This is a genomic window from Paracoccus liaowanqingii (assembly GCF_004683865.2).
Classification (GTDB): Bacteria; Pseudomonadota; Alphaproteobacteria; order Rhodobacterales; family Rhodobacteraceae; genus Paracoccus; species Paracoccus liaowanqingii.
On sequence record NZ_CP038439.1, the window covers coordinates 2,867,104 to 2,882,569 of the forward strand.

11 protein-coding genes and 1 pseudogene are annotated in these 15,466 nt (G+C 69.9%); 6 read left to right on the forward strand and 6 right to left on the reverse strand.

What is annotated here, in order from left to right; genetic code table 11:
* Positions 1-18 precede the first annotated feature (18 nt).
* Positions 19-711, forward strand: coding sequence for a pyrimidine 5'-nucleotidase (locus E4191_RS13885; RefSeq protein ID WP_135313926.1), 693 nt, complete (start codon positions 19-21; stop codon positions 709-711).
* A gap of 46 nt (positions 712-757) precedes the next feature.
* Positions 758-1,950: pseudogene (locus tag E4191_RS13890) on the forward strand (UbiH/UbiF family hydroxylase).
* Positions 1,951-2,063: 113 nt separating this feature from the next.
* Here the strand turns inward: E4191_RS13890 and dapA are convergent.
* Positions 2,064-2,939 carry a 4-hydroxy-tetrahydrodipicolinate synthase gene (gene dapA, locus E4191_RS13895; protein WP_135313927.1) on the reverse strand — a complete coding sequence of 292 codons (876 nt, stop codon included), beginning with the start codon at positions 2,937-2,939 and terminating at the stop codon, positions 2,064-2,066.
* A gap of 112 nt (positions 2,940-3,051) precedes the next feature.
* Between dapA and E4191_RS13900 the strand changes: the two genes are divergently transcribed.
* Positions 3,052-5,118 (forward strand): lytic transglycosylase domain-containing protein, encoded by a 2,067-nt coding sequence (locus tag E4191_RS13900; RefSeq protein WP_135313928.1) that lies wholly within the window; start codon positions 3,052-3,054, stop codon positions 5,116-5,118.
* Here the strand turns inward: E4191_RS13900 and E4191_RS13905 are convergent.
* The 3 genes from E4191_RS13905 to E4191_RS13915 all read right to left on the reverse strand — a co-directional run bounded on the left by E4191_RS13905 (position 5,084) and on the right by E4191_RS13915 (position 7,930).
* Positions 5,084-6,037 (reverse strand): DMT family transporter, encoded by a 954-nt coding sequence (locus E4191_RS13905; protein ID WP_135313929.1) that lies wholly within the window; start codon positions 6,035-6,037, stop codon positions 5,084-5,086. The two genes, E4191_RS13900 and E4191_RS13905, sit on opposite strands and share 35 nt — an antisense overlap.
* A 122-nt stretch (positions 6,038-6,159) precedes the next feature.
* Positions 6,160-6,948, reverse strand: coding sequence for an inositol monophosphatase family protein (locus tag E4191_RS13910; RefSeq protein WP_135313930.1), 789 nt, complete (start codon positions 6,946-6,948; stop codon positions 6,160-6,162).
* Between the two features lie 67 nt (positions 6,949-7,015).
* Positions 7,016-7,930 (reverse strand): LysR family transcriptional regulator, encoded by a 915-nt coding sequence (locus E4191_RS13915; protein WP_135313931.1) that lies wholly within the window; start codon positions 7,928-7,930, stop codon positions 7,016-7,018.
* Positions 7,931-8,021: 91 nt separating this feature from the next.
* Here E4191_RS13915 and metF point away from each other — a divergent pair, with 91 nt between their 5' ends.
* On the forward strand, positions 8,022-8,894 hold the full coding sequence (metF, locus tag E4191_RS13920) for a methylenetetrahydrofolate reductase [NAD(P)H] (RefSeq protein WP_135313932.1): 873 nt from the start codon (positions 8,022-8,024) through the stop codon (positions 8,892-8,894).
* Between the two features lie 126 nt (positions 8,895-9,020).
* Here metF and E4191_RS13925 read toward each other — a convergent pair whose 3' ends face one another.
* Both E4191_RS13925 and E4191_RS13930 read right to left on the reverse strand, forming a co-directional pair.
* The gene (locus E4191_RS13925) at positions 9,021-10,067 is read right to left on the reverse strand and encodes a DUF2235 domain-containing protein (RefSeq protein WP_135313933.1); all 1,047 of its coding nucleotides are present in this window, start codon (positions 10,065-10,067) and stop codon (positions 9,021-9,023) included.
* 35 nt (positions 10,068-10,102) lie between these two features.
* Positions 10,103-11,257, reverse strand: coding sequence for a type III PLP-dependent enzyme (locus E4191_RS13930; protein WP_135313934.1), 1,155 nt, complete (start codon positions 11,255-11,257; stop codon positions 10,103-10,105).
* 323 nt (positions 11,258-11,580) lie between these two features.
* Here E4191_RS13930 and E4191_RS13935 point away from each other — a divergent pair, with 323 nt between their 5' ends.
* A complete protein-coding gene (locus tag E4191_RS13935) occupies positions 11,581-12,303 on the forward strand; it encodes a DUF1428 domain-containing protein (RefSeq protein ID WP_135313935.1) in 723 nt (240 codons plus the stop codon).
* A gap of 96 nt (positions 12,304-12,399) precedes the next feature.
* Positions 12,400-15,450, forward strand: a complete 3,051-nt coding sequence (locus E4191_RS13940; protein WP_135313936.1) for a valine--tRNA ligase — start codon at positions 12,400-12,402, stop codon at positions 15,448-15,450.
* Positions 15,451-15,466: the final 16 nt, after the last annotated feature.

Sequence of the window (15,466 nt, forward strand, 5' to 3'; positions counted from 1 at the left end):
TCCGGCTATGCCCTGCGCATGGATTTTTCAAACGTTCGGGTCTGGATCTTCGATCTGGACAACACCCTCTACCCGCCCGAGGCGCAGCTGTTCGCGCAGATCGAGACGCGGATGACCGCCTGGATGATGCGCAGCCTGGGCGTCCCGCAGGATCACGCCAACCGTCTGCGGGCCGACTACTGGCGGCTGCACGGCACCACGCTGGCCGGGCTGATGGCCGAGCATGCGATGGACCCGGCCGACTATCTGGCCGACGTGCATGACATCGACTTCTCGGTGCTGACCCCCGATCCCGATCTGGCGCAGGCCATCGCGGCCCTGCCGGGGCGGCGGATCATCCACACCAATGGCGATGCCGCCTATGCCCGGCGCGTGCTGGCCGCCCGCCACCTGCCCGAGGACCTGTTCGAGGCGGTCTATGGCATCGAGGAGACCGGCTTTCACCCCAAGCCCGGGGCCGAGGCCTTCGACCGCGTGCTGACGGCGGCCAGGATCGACCCGCACCAGGCCGCCTTCTTCGAGGACGACCCCCGCAACCTGATCGTGCCGCACAGCCTCGGGATGCGCACGGTTCTGGTGGGCACCGGCCGCCACGGCCCCGAGGCGCTGACCGGCGCGCCCGGGCCCCATGTCCAGCACCAGACCCATGACCTGACGGGCTTCCTGCGCGGGCTTGACTTGGCCTGCGACAGCGTCCCCCCTTCCCCCTGACGCGCCCGGGGGCAGGATGGCCCGACACGCAAGCGGGGATGCCTCCATGACCGGCACGACCATCGACGACATCGACATCCTGATCTCGGGCGGCGGCATCGCCGGGCTGATCGCGGCGGCGGCCTTCGGGGCCGAGGGGTTCTCGACCCTCTGCGTCGATCCCGCGCCCCCGGTGACCGAGGAGGGGGCGGCGGGCGCCGACCTGCGCTCGACCGCCTTCCTGATGCCCTCGGTCCGGCTTCTGGAGCGCATCGGGCTGTGGGAGCGGCTGGCCCCCCATGCGACCGCGCTGCAGATCATGCGCATCGTCGATGCCGGGGGCGCGCAGCCCCTGCCCCGGCTGATCCGCGACTTCGACGCCGCCGAGATCGGCGACCAGCCGTTCGGCTGGAACCTGCCCAACTGGCTGCTGCGGCGCGAGATCTCGGCCCGGCTGGCAGGGATGCCCAATGTGCGCTTCCGCCCGGGCACCGGCACCGCCGCCGTGCTGCCCCGGAGCGAGGGCGCCGTGGTCACCCTGACCGACGGCCAATGCCTGCGCGCCCGCCTGCTGATCGGCGCGGACGGGCGCGATTCCCCGGTGCGCCGCGCGCTTGGCATCGGCGCCCGGACGCGGCGCTACGGCCAGAAGGCGCTGGCCTTCGCCGTCACCCATGACCGCCCGCACCACAACATCTCGACCGAGGTGCACCGCTCGGGCGGGCCCTTTACGCTGGTCCCCCTGCCCGACCGCGACGGCACGCCGTCCTCGGCCGTGGTCTGGATGGAGGGCGGGGCCGAGACGGCGCGCCTGAAGGCCCTGCCGCGCGAGGAGTTCCAGGTGGCGCTGAACGCCCGCTCGGCCGGGGTGCTGGGGCACCTGACCCAGGCCACGGGCCTGACCGAATGGCCGATCATCAGCCAGATCGCGGATCGCTTCGCGGGGCCGCGCACCGCGCTGATCGCCGAGGCCGCCCATGTCCTGCCGCCCATCGGCGCACAGGGCCTGAACATGAGCCTGGCCGATCTCTCCGCGCTTCTGGACCTCAGCCGCGAGGATCCGGGCGGCTCCGCCTCGCTGGCCCGCTACGACCGGACCCGCCGCCCCGAGGCGCAGGCGAGGCTGATGGGCATCGACGCCCTGAACCGCGCCAGCCAGGTGCAGGCCCGCCCCCTGCGCGACCTGCGCGCCGCCGCACTCGGCGGGCTGCACGGCCTCCCCCCCTGCGCCGCCTGATGATGCGCGCCGGCCTGACCTGACCCTGCCCCAACGGGGACGACAGCCCCGCCGCCTCCCCTTCATCTTGGCAGAAATATCCCGGGGGTGCGGGGGCTGGCCCCCGCTCTTGCCCCACGCCGTCGCGGGACGCAGATCACACCAGCCCGGCATGCTCCAGCGCCGCGTCGATCAGGTGCCGCGTGGGCTCGGTCAGCGGCGTCAGCGGCAGCCGCACGCGCTCGTGGCACAGCCCCAACCGCGACATGGCGTATTTCGCGCCGACAAGCCCCGGCTCGACGAAGATCGCCAGATGCAGGGGCATCAGCCGGTCCTGCAGCGCCAGGGCGGCGGCATAGTCGCCGCGCAGCGTCGCCTCCTGGAACTGGGCGCACAGCTTGGGCGCCACATTCGCGGTGACGCTGATGCAGCCCACGCCGCCATGGGCGTTGAAGCCCAAGGCCGTCGCATCCTCACCCGACAGCTGGACGAAGTCGGGCCCGCAGGTCATGCGCTGGCAGCTGACCCGCTCCAGCCGGCCGGTCGCGTCCTTGACCCCGATGATCGAGGGGATCTTGGCCAGCACGCCCATCGTCTCGGGCATCATGTCGATGACAGAGCGTCCGGGGATGTTGTAGATGATGATCGGCAGGTCGCAGGCCTCGGTCAGCGCGGTGTAATGCGCGATCAGCCCGGCCTGGGTCGGCTTGTTGTAATAGGGCGTGACGACCAGCCCCGCATCGGCGCCGACGGACGCGGCGTGTTGCAGCAGCCCGATGCCCTCGCGGGTCGAGTTGGACCCGGCCCCGGCGATGACCGGGATGCGGCCATTCACCGCACGCACGACCTCCTCGATGACCAGCCGGTGCTCGTCATGGGTCAGGGTCGGGCTTTCGCCGGTGGTGCCCACGGGGACCAGACCGTGCGTGCCCTGCTCGACATGCCACTCGACCAGCGCCTTCAGCGTGTCCAGATCCAGCTCGCCGTCCGGAGTGAACGGCGTGACGAGGGCTGGCAGCGACCCTTTGAACATGACACGCTCCTTGGTGGGATCTTCTGGTTCGGCGCCCTCCCTATCCCCGGGCGGGGGACTTGCCAAGGTTGTGAATTGCACGGGCGGGCTTTGACCATGACACAGGGTGGTGATGCGACTTCTGCGTGACATGATGGCCGTGGGCCTTCTGCTGGTCCTGCCCCTGGCCCCGCCGCCGCGGGCCGAGGAGCCGGGCGCGATGGCGCTGGCCCTGGCCGCCGTGCAGGCGCGGGACTGGGTCACCGCCCGCGACGCCGCCCTGCGCGCGGGTCCCCTGGCCGAGGCGCTGGTCGGCTGGCACGCCCTGCGCGCGGGCTATGGCGAGTTTCCCGACTATGCCGCCTTCCTGCGGGAAAACGGCGACTGGCCCGGCCTCGACCTGCTGATCGAGCGCGGAGAGGCCAAGCTGCGCCCCGGCGCCGATCCCGACGACATCCGGATGTGGTTCGCGGACCGCCTGCCCCGGACCATGGCCGGGATGGAGGCCCTGGGTGCCGTCCTGCCCCCCGACCGGGCCGCGACCATGCGCGCCGCCGTCTTTGCCCGCCAGCCCCTGCCGGCCGCCGACGAGGCCGCGCTGCTGACCGCCCATCCCGATCTGGCCGCCCTGATCCCCGCCCGCGTCACCGCCCTTCTGGATGCGGGCGAATGGGCCGGGGCCGAGCGCCTGCTGGCCCGCCTGCCCGAGGACGCCCGCCCCCTGCCCCGCGCCCGCATCGCCCTGCAGGCCGGGCGCGGCGGCGTGGACGACCTGATCCTGGCCCTGCCCGAACCCCTGCGCGCCGATCCGGGCCTGACCATGGACCGCTTCACTTGGCGCGTGGGCGCGCGCCAGCACGAGGGGGCGCAGGCGCTGATGTTGACGGCCTCGACCAGCGCGGAGGCCTTGCGCGATCCGTCGCAATGGGCCTCGATGCGGGTGGATTACGCGCGCCTCGCCATGCGCAACGGCGACTGGCCGCGCGCGCTGCGGCTGGCATCCCCGCATTTCCTGACGCCCGACAACCGCCGTTACCCCGATCTGGAATGGCTGGCGGGCTTCGCGGCGCTGAAGACCGATGATCCCGCCCGGGCGCTGGATCACTTCCGGCATCTGGAAACCGTGGTCGGCGCGGCGATCAGCACATCGCGCGCCCATTACTGGCAGGGCCGCGCGCATGAGGCGCTTGGCGACGCCGCCGCCGCAGAGGCCGCCTATCAGGCCGCCGCCGCCCTGCCCGGCACCTATTACGGCCAGCTGGCGATGGAGAAGACCGGCGCCACCCTGCCCGCCGACTATGCCGTGGCGGACCCGGCCATCGACAGCCTGCCCGACTGGCGCGGCAGCGCGCTGCGCGAGAACGGGCAGTTCCGCGCCGCCCTGTGGCTGATCGCCAGCGGGCGGCGGGACGAGGCGCAGCGCTTCCTGCTGCATCTGGCGCAATCCTCGACGCCCGAGGACATCGCCCGCATGTCGCGCCTGATGTACGAGGCGGGCACGCCCTGGCACGGGCTGCGGCTGGCCAAGCAGTCGGCCAGCCAGGGGGTGATCTGGCCCGTCGCGCATTTCCCGCTGACGGGGCTGGAGCGTCAGGATCTTGGGGTGCCGCCCGAGTTGGTCATGGCCATCGCCCGGCAGGAATCCGAGTTCAACTTCACCGCCAGCAGCCCGGTCGGCGCGCAGGGGCTGATGCAGGTCATGCCGGGCACCGCCGAACAGGTCGCGCGGCAACTGCGCATCCCCTATGACCTGGGGCGGCTGTCCAGCGACGCGGCCTACAACGCGCGGATCGGGTCGCAGTACCTGATCGGGCTGACGGAGCGCTTCGGGCCCTCGGTGGCGCTGATCGCCTCGGGCTACAATGCCGGGCCGGGGCGTCCGGCGCGCTGGCTGGGCGATTTCGGCGACCTGCGCCGCGACGCCGATCCGGTGGACTGGGTCGAGCTGATCCCCTTCGACGAGACGCGCAACTATGTCATGCGCGTGGCCGAGGCGCTGCCCGTCTATCGCGCCCGCATCCATGGCAAGCCTGCGCCGGTGCTGACCCGGTGGGACCTGTCGGGCGGCGGGGCAGTGCCGCCCCCGCCCGCGCGGCTGACGTTGGCCCTGTCGGCCCGGCCCAACCCCAGGCCCTTCATCGGCCCGCGCCTGCCCGAGGGCTGGCCTATGCCGATGTCTTCCGCTGCCGCCACAGAGTGAACAGGCTGGCCGCCACCACGATGGCCGCCCCGATCACGACATTGCTGCGCAAGGTCTCGTCGAACAGCCAGACGCCCAGGAAGCTGACCCAGACCAGCTGGGTATAGGCGAAGGGCTGCAGGGCGGATGCCTCGGCCAGTTCGTAGCTGCGGATCATCAGGTAATGCGAGGACATGCCGCAGGCGCACAGGCACGCCATCCAGATCCAGTCGACCGGCGCCAGCCACTGCCAGTCCCAGATGCCGATCAGGGTCATCGCCACCGCGCCCGAGATGCCGGTCCAGAAGAAGCTGACCATCGCCGGATCGTCGCGCGACACATGCCGCGTCAGCAGGCCGTACAGCGCGAACATCAGCGCGGCCGCGAAGGGCAGCAGCGCCGCCACGCTGACCACCCCACCGCCGGGATTGAGGATCACCAGGATGCCGGTGAAGCCGATCACGATGGCCGTCCAGCGCCGCCAGCCCACCGATTCCCCCAGCACCGGGCCGGACAGGGCCGCGACCAGCAGCGGATAGACCGAGAAGACGGCATGCGTCTCGATCAGGCCCAGCTGCACGAAGGCCTCGACCATCAGCGTGACCTCCAGCGCCAGGATGACGCCGCGGGCGATCTGGGTCAGCGGGCGCTTGGTGCGGATGGCGCGCTTCAGCCCGCCGGGCTGGCGCGCGACCAGCGCGATCACGAAGACCGCGAAGACCCAGTACCGGATCATCACGACCAGCACGGGCGGATAGCCGCCCCCCAGGATCCGCGAGAACACGTCCTGGAAGGCAAAGATCAGGCTGACCGCGCACATCAGCGCGATGGCCAGCCGGGTGCGGTCGCGGACGGGCGGCGGGGTCCGGGGCGGGATCGGCGGCGGCGCCGAGACGGCGGCAGAGGCGGCGTAAGGCGGGTGGGATCGATCGTCGGACATGGGCGCGCCTCTGGGGATGGTCCCTGTTGCGCCCCGCCCGGAGCAAGGTCAAGCGGAGGGCAGGGTTGCACGTCATGCAACTCTGCCCCTGTGGCCTGGACGCCCCGTCGCGGGCCGCAGGCCTAGTCGCGGGCGCGGATGATCTTGGCGAAGGGTTCCAGCAGGGTCGGGTTGGCGGCCACCAGGCGGCCCGATTCCAGCGGATCGTCCCCCTCCCGGATGCCGTGGACGAAGCCGCCCGCCTCGCGCACCAGAAGGATGCCCGCGGCCACGTCCCAGGATTTCGTGCCCCGTTCCCAATAGCCGTCGAAGCGCCCGCCCGCCACATAGGCCAGGTTCAGCGCCGCCGAGCCGAAGCCCCGCACGCCCGCGCAGACCGGCATCAGCTGCGCCAGATCCTGGATCATCGCGGGCAGCGGCCCGGTGCCGGCATGGGGAATGCCCGTGGCAAAGACCGAATCGGCCAGCCGGGTGCGGCCCGACACGCGCAGGCGCGCATCGTTCATGTAGGCGCCGGTGCCCTTCTCGGCGATGAACATCTCGTCCTTGGCGGCGTCGAAGATGACGGCGGCGACGATTTCCTTCTTGTGCTCCAGCGCGATGCTGACGGCCCAATGCGGCAGCCCGTGCAGGAAGTTCGTGGTCCCGTCCAGCGGGTCGACGATCCAGCGGCGGGTGGGGTCCTCGCCCGGCTCGGCGCCGGTCTCCTCGCCCAGCCAGCCATAGCTGGGCCGCGCGTTCATCAGCTCTTCCTTGATCAGGCGCTCGGCCTCGCGGTCGGCGCGGGTGACGAAATCGCCGGCGCCCTTGACGCTGACCTGCAGGTTCTCGACCTCGCGGAAATCCTTGACGAGGCCGCGCCCGGCCTTGCGGGCGGCCTTGATCATGACGTTCAGATTGGCGCTTGCCATCGGGTGCTCCGGAGATTGGGGTTGGCGCCTCTTAGGCGAGGCGGGCCGGAATGTGAAGCGAAACGGGTCAGGCCACCGCGCCGCGCAGCATCCGCAGGGGCTCGGTGCGCGACAGGCGCAGGACATGGGCCATGTAGGGCTGCGCCAGGTCCGCCGTGCGGACCGCCGCGAAGAGGCGCCGCCGGATGCCCTGCGGGCCCAAGGGCAGCATGGCCAGTTCCGGATTGGCCGCCTCGCGCCGCAGCACCCAGTCCGGCATGACCGCCACCCCGCGCCGTGATGCGACCAGCATCAGCGCCACCGCCGTCAGCTCGACCGTGCGGGCGCGGGCGGGCTCGATCCCCGCGGGCGTCAGGAACTGGCTGAAGACGTCCAGCCGGCTGCGGTCCATCGGATAGGTGATCAGCGTCTCGGGCGCCAGATCGGCGGGATCGGCGTATCCCTTGGCGATCAGCGGATGGCCCGCGGGCACGACCAGCGTCGGCGCATAGTCGAAGAGCGGCTGGAAGGTCACGTCGGCCAGATCCTCGGGGTCCGACGAGATGACCAGATCGACCTCTTCGCGCAACAGCGCGGGCAGCGCGCCGAAGGCCAGACGCTGGCGGATGTCCACGTCCACGTCGGGCCAGGTGCGGCGGAAGATGTCCAGCACCGGCAGAAGCCAGTCGAAGCAGGCATGGCATTCCATCGCGATGTGCAGCCGCCCGATGCGCCCGGCCTCGACGCCCTTGAACTCGGCCTCGGTGGCGGCGACCAGCGGCAGCACCTGCTCGGCCAGACGCAGCAGGCGCATGCCGGCGGCGGAGAGGCGCATGGGCTTGGCGCGGCGCACGAACAGCAGGGTGCCGGCCTGTTCCTCCAGCGCCTTGACCTGATGGGACAGGGCCGATTGGGTGATGTTGAGCACCTCGGCGGCGCGGGCCAGGCCGCCCTGTTCGTGGATCGCATGGACGGTGCGCAGATGCCGCAGTTCCAGATGCATGATGAGCGGCTTTCACGTTTATCTTGAGGATTATGAATTTGTCTCACGCCGCGCCGCGTGGCACAAGTCCCGCCAACAGAGAGGATTCGCCATGACCCCGCCGAAGATCAGCTTCGAGTTCTTCCCGCCCAAGACGCTGGAGGCTTCGTTCAAGCTGTGGGAGGCCGCGCGCGTGCTGGCGCCGCTGGCGCCCGAGTTCGTGTCGGTCACCTATGGCGCGGGCGGCACGACCCGGCAGCTGACCCACGAGGCGGTGACCACGATCAACCGCCAGTTCGGGCTGCAGGTCGCCGCCCACCTGACCTGCGTCGAGGCCACGAAGGCCGAGACGATGGAGATCGTGCAATCCTATGCCGATGCCGGCATCCGCGAGATCGTGGCCCTGCGCGGCGACGCGCCCAAGGGCTCGGACGGGTTCGTGCCGCATGGCGACGGCTTCGCCAATTCGGTCGAGCTGATCGAGGCGATCGCCGCGCGCGGCGACATGACCATCCGCGCGGGCGCCTATCCCGAGCCGCATCCCGACAGCCCGGACAGCGATGCCGACGTGGCCTGGCTCAAGCGCAAGATCGAGGCCGGGGCGTCCAGCGCGATCACCCAGTTCTTCTTCGAGGCGGACACCTTCTTCCGCTTTCGCGACAAATGCGCCGCAGCCGGGATCGACGTGCCGATCATCCCGGGCATCCTGCCAGTGCAAAGCTGGGCCGGGACCAAGCGCTTCGCCGCGACCTGCAACACCACCGTCCCGGACTGGGCCGAGGAGGCGTTCCAGATGGCGGCGCTGGACGGCCCCGAGGCGCAGCGGACCCTGGCCACCAGCCTCAGCGTGGATCTGTGCGAGGCGCTGATCGCGGGCGGCGTGGACCGGCTGCATTTCTACACGCTGAACCGGCCCGAGCTGACCCGCGACGTCTGCGCCGCCCTGGGCGTGCAGCCCGCGGGCGATCTGGACGCCGTGGCCTGATTGCCGTGAGGCCCGCCTCGGTGGCGGGCGGGGACCCGAAGTGCTTCGTCTTTTGGCGGTCCCTGGATCGATGTCGCAGTCTTGGGCGGCCCCCGAGGATATCTGGGGACCGCTGCAGAAGCGGACTCAGGCTTGCTGCGCGGGGCCGAGGGTGACGGGGCCAGGCGCGGCGGCGAGGCTGCCGGTCAGGCGGGCGGGGCCGGGATAGGGCCGGGGCACCGTGGGGTGCAACGCCTCGGTCGCATAGCGGCCCGCCTGCCGGGGGGACCGGGCCAGGAAGGCCTTGCCCCAGTGGCGCCAGGTGCCGACCGAGGGTGCCGTGGCGTCGCAGGGGAAAAGGGTGCGCCAGCCGGGCGGCAGGGGCAGGCCCACCGATTCGCTGCGCTCCAGCATCCAGACCAGCGGGATATTGGCCAGCGGCCGGGCGCGTTCTACGCCGGACAGCTGCCCGCCGATATCGGGATGGGCGCCCCGGAACCACATCTGCTCGATCCGGCCGGCGGCATGGTCGTCGTCCCACAGAAGCGGGGTGAAGGCGGTGCGCGTCTCGTCCAGCGCCAGGGCTTGGAAGCCGTGTTCCACCCCGCGGGCCAGATGGGCGTCGTGAAAGCGGAAGCGGGGCTCGGTCAGCATCCACAGCCCCGGCAGCGGCACGCCCAGGGCCTTGACCGTGTCGAAGCAGCCCAAGAGGCGCACCGGCGCCTCGGGGTGGCAGCGGCGGCGGCGGAAGGCCTGCATCTGCGCGGCCCCTCCACCCTTGTGGTAATAGCGCCAGGCCAGGCGGATATGGCGTTCCGTCGCCGCCTCGGCCCGCAAGAGGCCCACGCGGCTGATCATGCCCGCCAGGCTGCGCACCGCGAAGGCGCCGCGCGAATAGCCCAGCAGGCAGATCCGGTCGCCGGGCCGATAGCCCGAGGCCAGCCAGCCATAGGCGTCGGTGATCAGCGATTCGAGGATGCGGCCCATGACCAGGTCCGGCAGGGTCCGCCAGCGGGTCCATTGCTGCCCCAGGCCATAGCGGATCCGCAGGCGCCCCGGCGGCGGGGGCAGGCCCGACCGGCCCGTCAGCAGCCGGTGGACGCGCCCGATGGAACTGCGTCGGCCATCCGCCAGCGAGGCGAAGGTGCCATCCATCAGCACGACATGGGTCAGGGGTGGGCGATTCGACGTCATGCCCCCGATTCTAGCACGGGGGCATGACCGAAAGCTTAGGACAGGCCCATCACCGTGGCATGGGTCATCGCGCCGAAGCCGTTGAAGCGGGTGTTGGTCACCGTCGAATAGGCCCCTGCCCCGTGGAAGATGACGAAGTCGCCCTCGGCCACGTCCTCGGGCAGGCTCAGCTCGCCCGGCAGGCGGTCGACCGAATCGCAGGTGGGACCGAAGATCACCCGACCGGCATGGTCGCCCGCGCGGGGCTGGCCCTGCGGGGTCAGCACCTCGATCCGGTCGATATTGCCGATGATCGGCAGCTCGGCCAGACCGCCATAGACGCCGTCGTTCAGGAACACATGGCCGCCGTCGCGCACGCCTTTGACGCGGGTGATCAGCGCATAGGCATCGGCCACGACACCGCGCCCGGGCTCGCAGACCAGCGCCGGGGCGTCGGTGCCGAACATCTCGGTCGTGGTGTCGGCGATCTCCTGGAAGATCGAGGTCAGGTCGGGCTCGACCCCGATCACGCGATGCGAGGGGAAGCCGCCGCCCACGTTCAGGCGGACGGCCTTGACGCCCGCCATGTCGCAGATGTCCTTCGACACCCGGATATAGCTTTCCCAAGCGATCGGGTCGGTGCATTGCGTGCCCGGATGGAAGGTCAGCGAAGGAATGTAGCCGCGCCGCGCGACCTCGGCCAGCAGCTCCGCCGCCAGCTCGGGCGAGGCGCCGAACTTCGATCCGAAGTCATAGGCGGCCCCCAGCACCGGCAGCTTGAAGCGCGGCGAGATCTCGACGCCCTGGCCGTCCACCTCGGTGGGCACCTGGTCGAACAGCTTGTCCAGTTCGGACCGGCTGTCCACGGACCAGGCGCGGATGCCCTGCGCCACGCCATGCGCGATCTCGGACCGGGCGCGGACGGGGTTGTGGTAATGGCGGGCGGCATGGGGCGCCATGCGGCCGATCAGGTCGATCTCGAAGGGCGAGGCCACGTCGAAGCCCTGGATGCCGGCGGCGACCAGGTTCTGGATCACCACCTCGTCGGGGTTGGACTTGACCGCATAGGTCACCAGCCCCGGAAAGCCCTGGATGAACTGCCGCGCACGGTCCTGCAGCACCGTCGGCGCGAAGACCATGACCGGATGTTCCGGAGCCAGATGTCGGATGACCTCGGCCGGATTGTCCCAGACGGTCTTCTGTTGTCCCATTGCGGTTCCTTTCGCACAGACAGGAGCGGGCGGCCTACGCTCAACCCGGGGTTGCGGCACCGGGTTCCGATCATCCGGACGAATCGCGCGCCAAGGCCCGTATCTATGCCGGAACGCATGTCAGTTCAACGAAACCGGCAGGCGGAAAAGCCGCATCTGCGCCGCAGGGATCCGAAGGGCGGGGCAGGCGTGGCCGAGGGCAGGCGGGATGGTGCCGGTTAGGCCGTCCAAGCCCTCTCGAAATTGATTTTTCGGTCCCGACCTGCGACAATCTGTCCGGCGGGTTGGTCGCTTGTCCCGCGCCGTCAGACAGGGGGATGACGATGACCTATTACACCGGGCTTCTGCTGGCCGTGCCCGTGGCCAACCGGCAGACCTATGTCGATCACGCGCGGCAGGCCTGGCCGATGTTCCAGCGTCTGGGCGCGCTCCGCATGGTCGAGTGCTGGGCCGAGGATGTGCCGCATGGCACGCAGACCGACTTCCATCGCGCCACCCAGGCCCGCGACGACGAGGCGCCGCTGTTCAGCTGGATCGAATGGCCCGACCGCGCCACCGCCGATGCGGCCGGCGCGAGGATGGCCGAGGGGCAGGAGCCCGAGATGGCGCTGATGGGCGAGATGCCCTTCGACGGGATGCGGATGATGTGGGGCGGCTTCGCGCCGATCCTGACGGTGGGCGACAGCCGCCGGGGCGCCTATGTGCAGGGCTTCGTGCTGGCGGTTCCGGCGGACGCCAGGCAGGCCTACATCGAGATGGCTCAAGGCGCGACGCGGATGTTCGCGGATCTGGGCGCCACCTTCCAGACCGAGTGCTGGGGCGAGGACGTGCCCCATGGCAAGGTCACCGACTTTCACCGCGCCGTGCAGGCCAAACCCGACGAGGTGCCGGTCTTCAGCTGGGTCGAATGGCCCGATCGCGCCACCTGCGACGCCGCCGCCGCGCAGATGGCGGCGGGGATGGAGGGGCACGACTTTCCGCAGATGCCCTTCGACGGCAAGCGGATGTTCTGGGGCGGCTTCACCCCGGTCGTCGACCTGCCCTGACCCGACCCGACCCGCTCCCGGATTCGTCGGGGCGACGGGATCTCTTGGCCTTTGGCCGCGCATTGGGTAATCCATCCCCAACCAAGGGGATTTGCGATGACGATGGACAAGAGCTTTGACGCCACGGCCGCCGAGGCCCGGATCAGCGCCGAATGGGAACGCCTCGGCGCCTTCGCCGCCGGCGCCAATGCCTCGCGGGCCGAGACCTTCACCGTGATGATCCCGCCGCCCAACGTCACCGGCAGCCTGCATATCGGCCACGCCTTCAACAACACGCTGCAGGACATCCTGGTCCGCTGGCACCGGATGCGCGGCTTCGACACGCTGTGGCAGCCCGGGCAGGACCATGCGGGCATCGCGACCCAGATGGTCGTGGAGCGCCGCATGGCCGAGCGTCAGGAACCGGGCCGGCGCGAGATCGGCCGCGACGCCTTCGTCGAGAAGATCTGGGCGTGGAAGCAGGAATCCGGCGACACGATCATCAACCAGCTGAAGCGTTTGGGCGCCTCCTGCGACTGGTCGCGGAATGCCTTCACCATGTCGGGCGCGCCAGGTGCCCCCGCGGGCGAGGAGGGGAACTTCCACGACGCGGTGATCCGGGTCTTCGTGGACCTCTACACCAAGGGCATCATCTATCGCGGCAAGCGGCTGGTGAACTGGGACCCGCATTTCGAGACCGCGATCAGCGATCTGGAGGTCGAGAACCGCGAGGTTCCGGGCCATATGTGGCATTTCAAGTACCCGCTGGCCGGGGGCGCCACCTATGAATACGTGGAACGCGACGAGGATGGCCGTGTCACCCTGCGCGAGACGCGCGACTACATCAGCATCGCCACGACCCGGCCCGAGACGATGCTGGGCGACGGCGCGGTGGCGGTGCATCCCTCGGACGAACGGTACGCCCCCATCGTGGGCCAGCTGGTCGAGATCCCGGTGGGCCCCAAGGAACACCGCCGCCTGATCCCGATCATTACCGACGACTATCCCGACCCCAGCTTCGGGTCCGGCGCGGTCAAGATCACCGGCGCGCATGATTTCAACGATTACGGCGTGGCGCAGCGCAACGGCATTCCCCTCTATGCGCTGCTGGACACCAAGGGCGCGATGCGCGGCGACGGGCTGTCCTATGCGGAAAGCGCCGCCATCGCCTCGCGCGCGGCCAAGGGCGAGGATGTGGGCGACGTGTCGACGGTCAATCTGGTGCCCGACGACCTGCGCGGTCTGGACCGCTTCGAGGCCCGCAGCCGAGTGATCGAGCAGGTCACCGCCGAGGGGCTGGCCGTCACCTACCTGCACCGCGAGATCGAGCCCGAGACCGGCGCCGAGCATCTGGAACGCCGCCCCGTGGTGGACGCCAAGCCCATCACGCAGCCCTTCGGCGACCGCTCGGGCGTGGTGATCGAGCCGATGCTGACCGACCAGTGGTTCGTGGACACCAAGCGCATCGTCGGCCCCGCGCTGGAGGCCGTCCGCGACGGCCGTACCCAGATCCTGCCCGAGCAGCACAAGAAGGTGTACTTCAACTGGCTGGAGAATATCGAGCCCTGGACGATCTCTCGCCAGCTGTGGTGGGGGCACCAGATCCCGGTTTGGTATGGGCCGAGAATCGAAGAGGGCTACGACATCGAAAAAGATGGGATGGCTGCTCTGACATATAACAGGCCACAGCAGTTTTGCGCAGCAACCGAACAGGACGCTTTGAAGCAAGCGAGGGAATATTACGGAAACGCTGTCGAAATTCGAGTTAGCCCGGTTGATTTCTTTGATCCCCTGCATGGCGGTCAGCGCAAGAGCCCGAACCCAGCAGCTTTTGGCGTAGGTAATGCTATACGTCAGGCAGTCCAAAGGATCGAACTTTCACGCGACCCCGACGTTCTCGACACTTGGTTCTCCTCCGGCCTCTGGCCCATCGGGACGCTCGGCTGGCCGGAGCCTACCGAGGAGCTCAAGAAGTACTTCCCGACCGACGTGCTGGTCACCGGTTTCGACATCATCTTCTTCTGGGTCGCCCGGATGATGATGATGCAGCTGGAGGTGGCGCGTGACGTGCCGTTCCACACGGTCTATGTCCATGGCCTCGTGCGCGACGAGAAGGGCGCGAAGATGTCCAAGTCCAAGGGCAATGTCATCGACCCCCTCGTGCTGGTCGATGACTTCGGGGCGGATGCGCTGCGCTTCACGCTGACCTCGATGGCGGCGATGGGGCGCGATCCCAAGCTGGGGCCGAAGCATGTCGAGGTGAACCGCAACTTCGTCACCAAGCTGTGGAACGCCACCCGCTTCGCCGAGATGAACGGCGTGCGCGGCGGCGGGGCGCGGCCCGATCCGGCGAACACGGTCAACCGCTGGATCATCGGAGAGACGGCGCGCGTGCTGATGGTCACCGACGAGGCGCTGGCCTCGTACCGCTTCAACGACGCGGCGACGGGGCTTTACGCCTTCGTCTGGGGCAAGGTCTGCGACTGGTACGTGGAATTCGCAAAGCCCCTGTTCGATGGCGAGGATGCCGAGGAGACGCGGGCCACGATGGGCTGGGTGCTGGACCAGTGCTACGCCATGCTGCACCCGATCATGCCCTTCGTCACCGAGGAGCTGTGGGCGCTGACCGGGGATCGCACGAAGATGCTGGTCCATGGCGACTGGCCCCAGCTTGGCGCCGAGCTGATCGACGCGGATGCCGACGCCCGGATGAACTGGGTGATCGCGCTGATCGAGGCGGTGCGATCCGCCCGCGCCCAGATGGGCGTGCCGGCGGGCGCCAAGCTGGACCTGATCGTGACCGAGGCGGATGCCCCGGCCCGCGCCGCCCTGATGGCCAATGCGCCCCTGATCGAGCGGCTGGCCCGGGTGAATACGCCCATGGACGGCGCGGCGGGCAAGGGGATGATCGCCGTCTCGGCCCAGGGGGCCAGCTTCGCGCTGCCCATCGGCGACGTGATCGACGTGGCGGCCGAGACGGCGCGCCTGACCAAGGCCGTGGGCAAGGCCGACAAGGATGCCGACGGGCTGCGCAAGCGGCTGTCCAATCCCAAGTTCGCCCAGAATGCCGAGGCCGAGGTGATCGAGGAGACGCAAGCCAAGCTGGCGGCGCTGGAGGATGACATCGCCCGCCTGCGCGCGGCGCTGGATCAGCTGGCGGCGATGTGAGCGGTCCCCGCCGGGG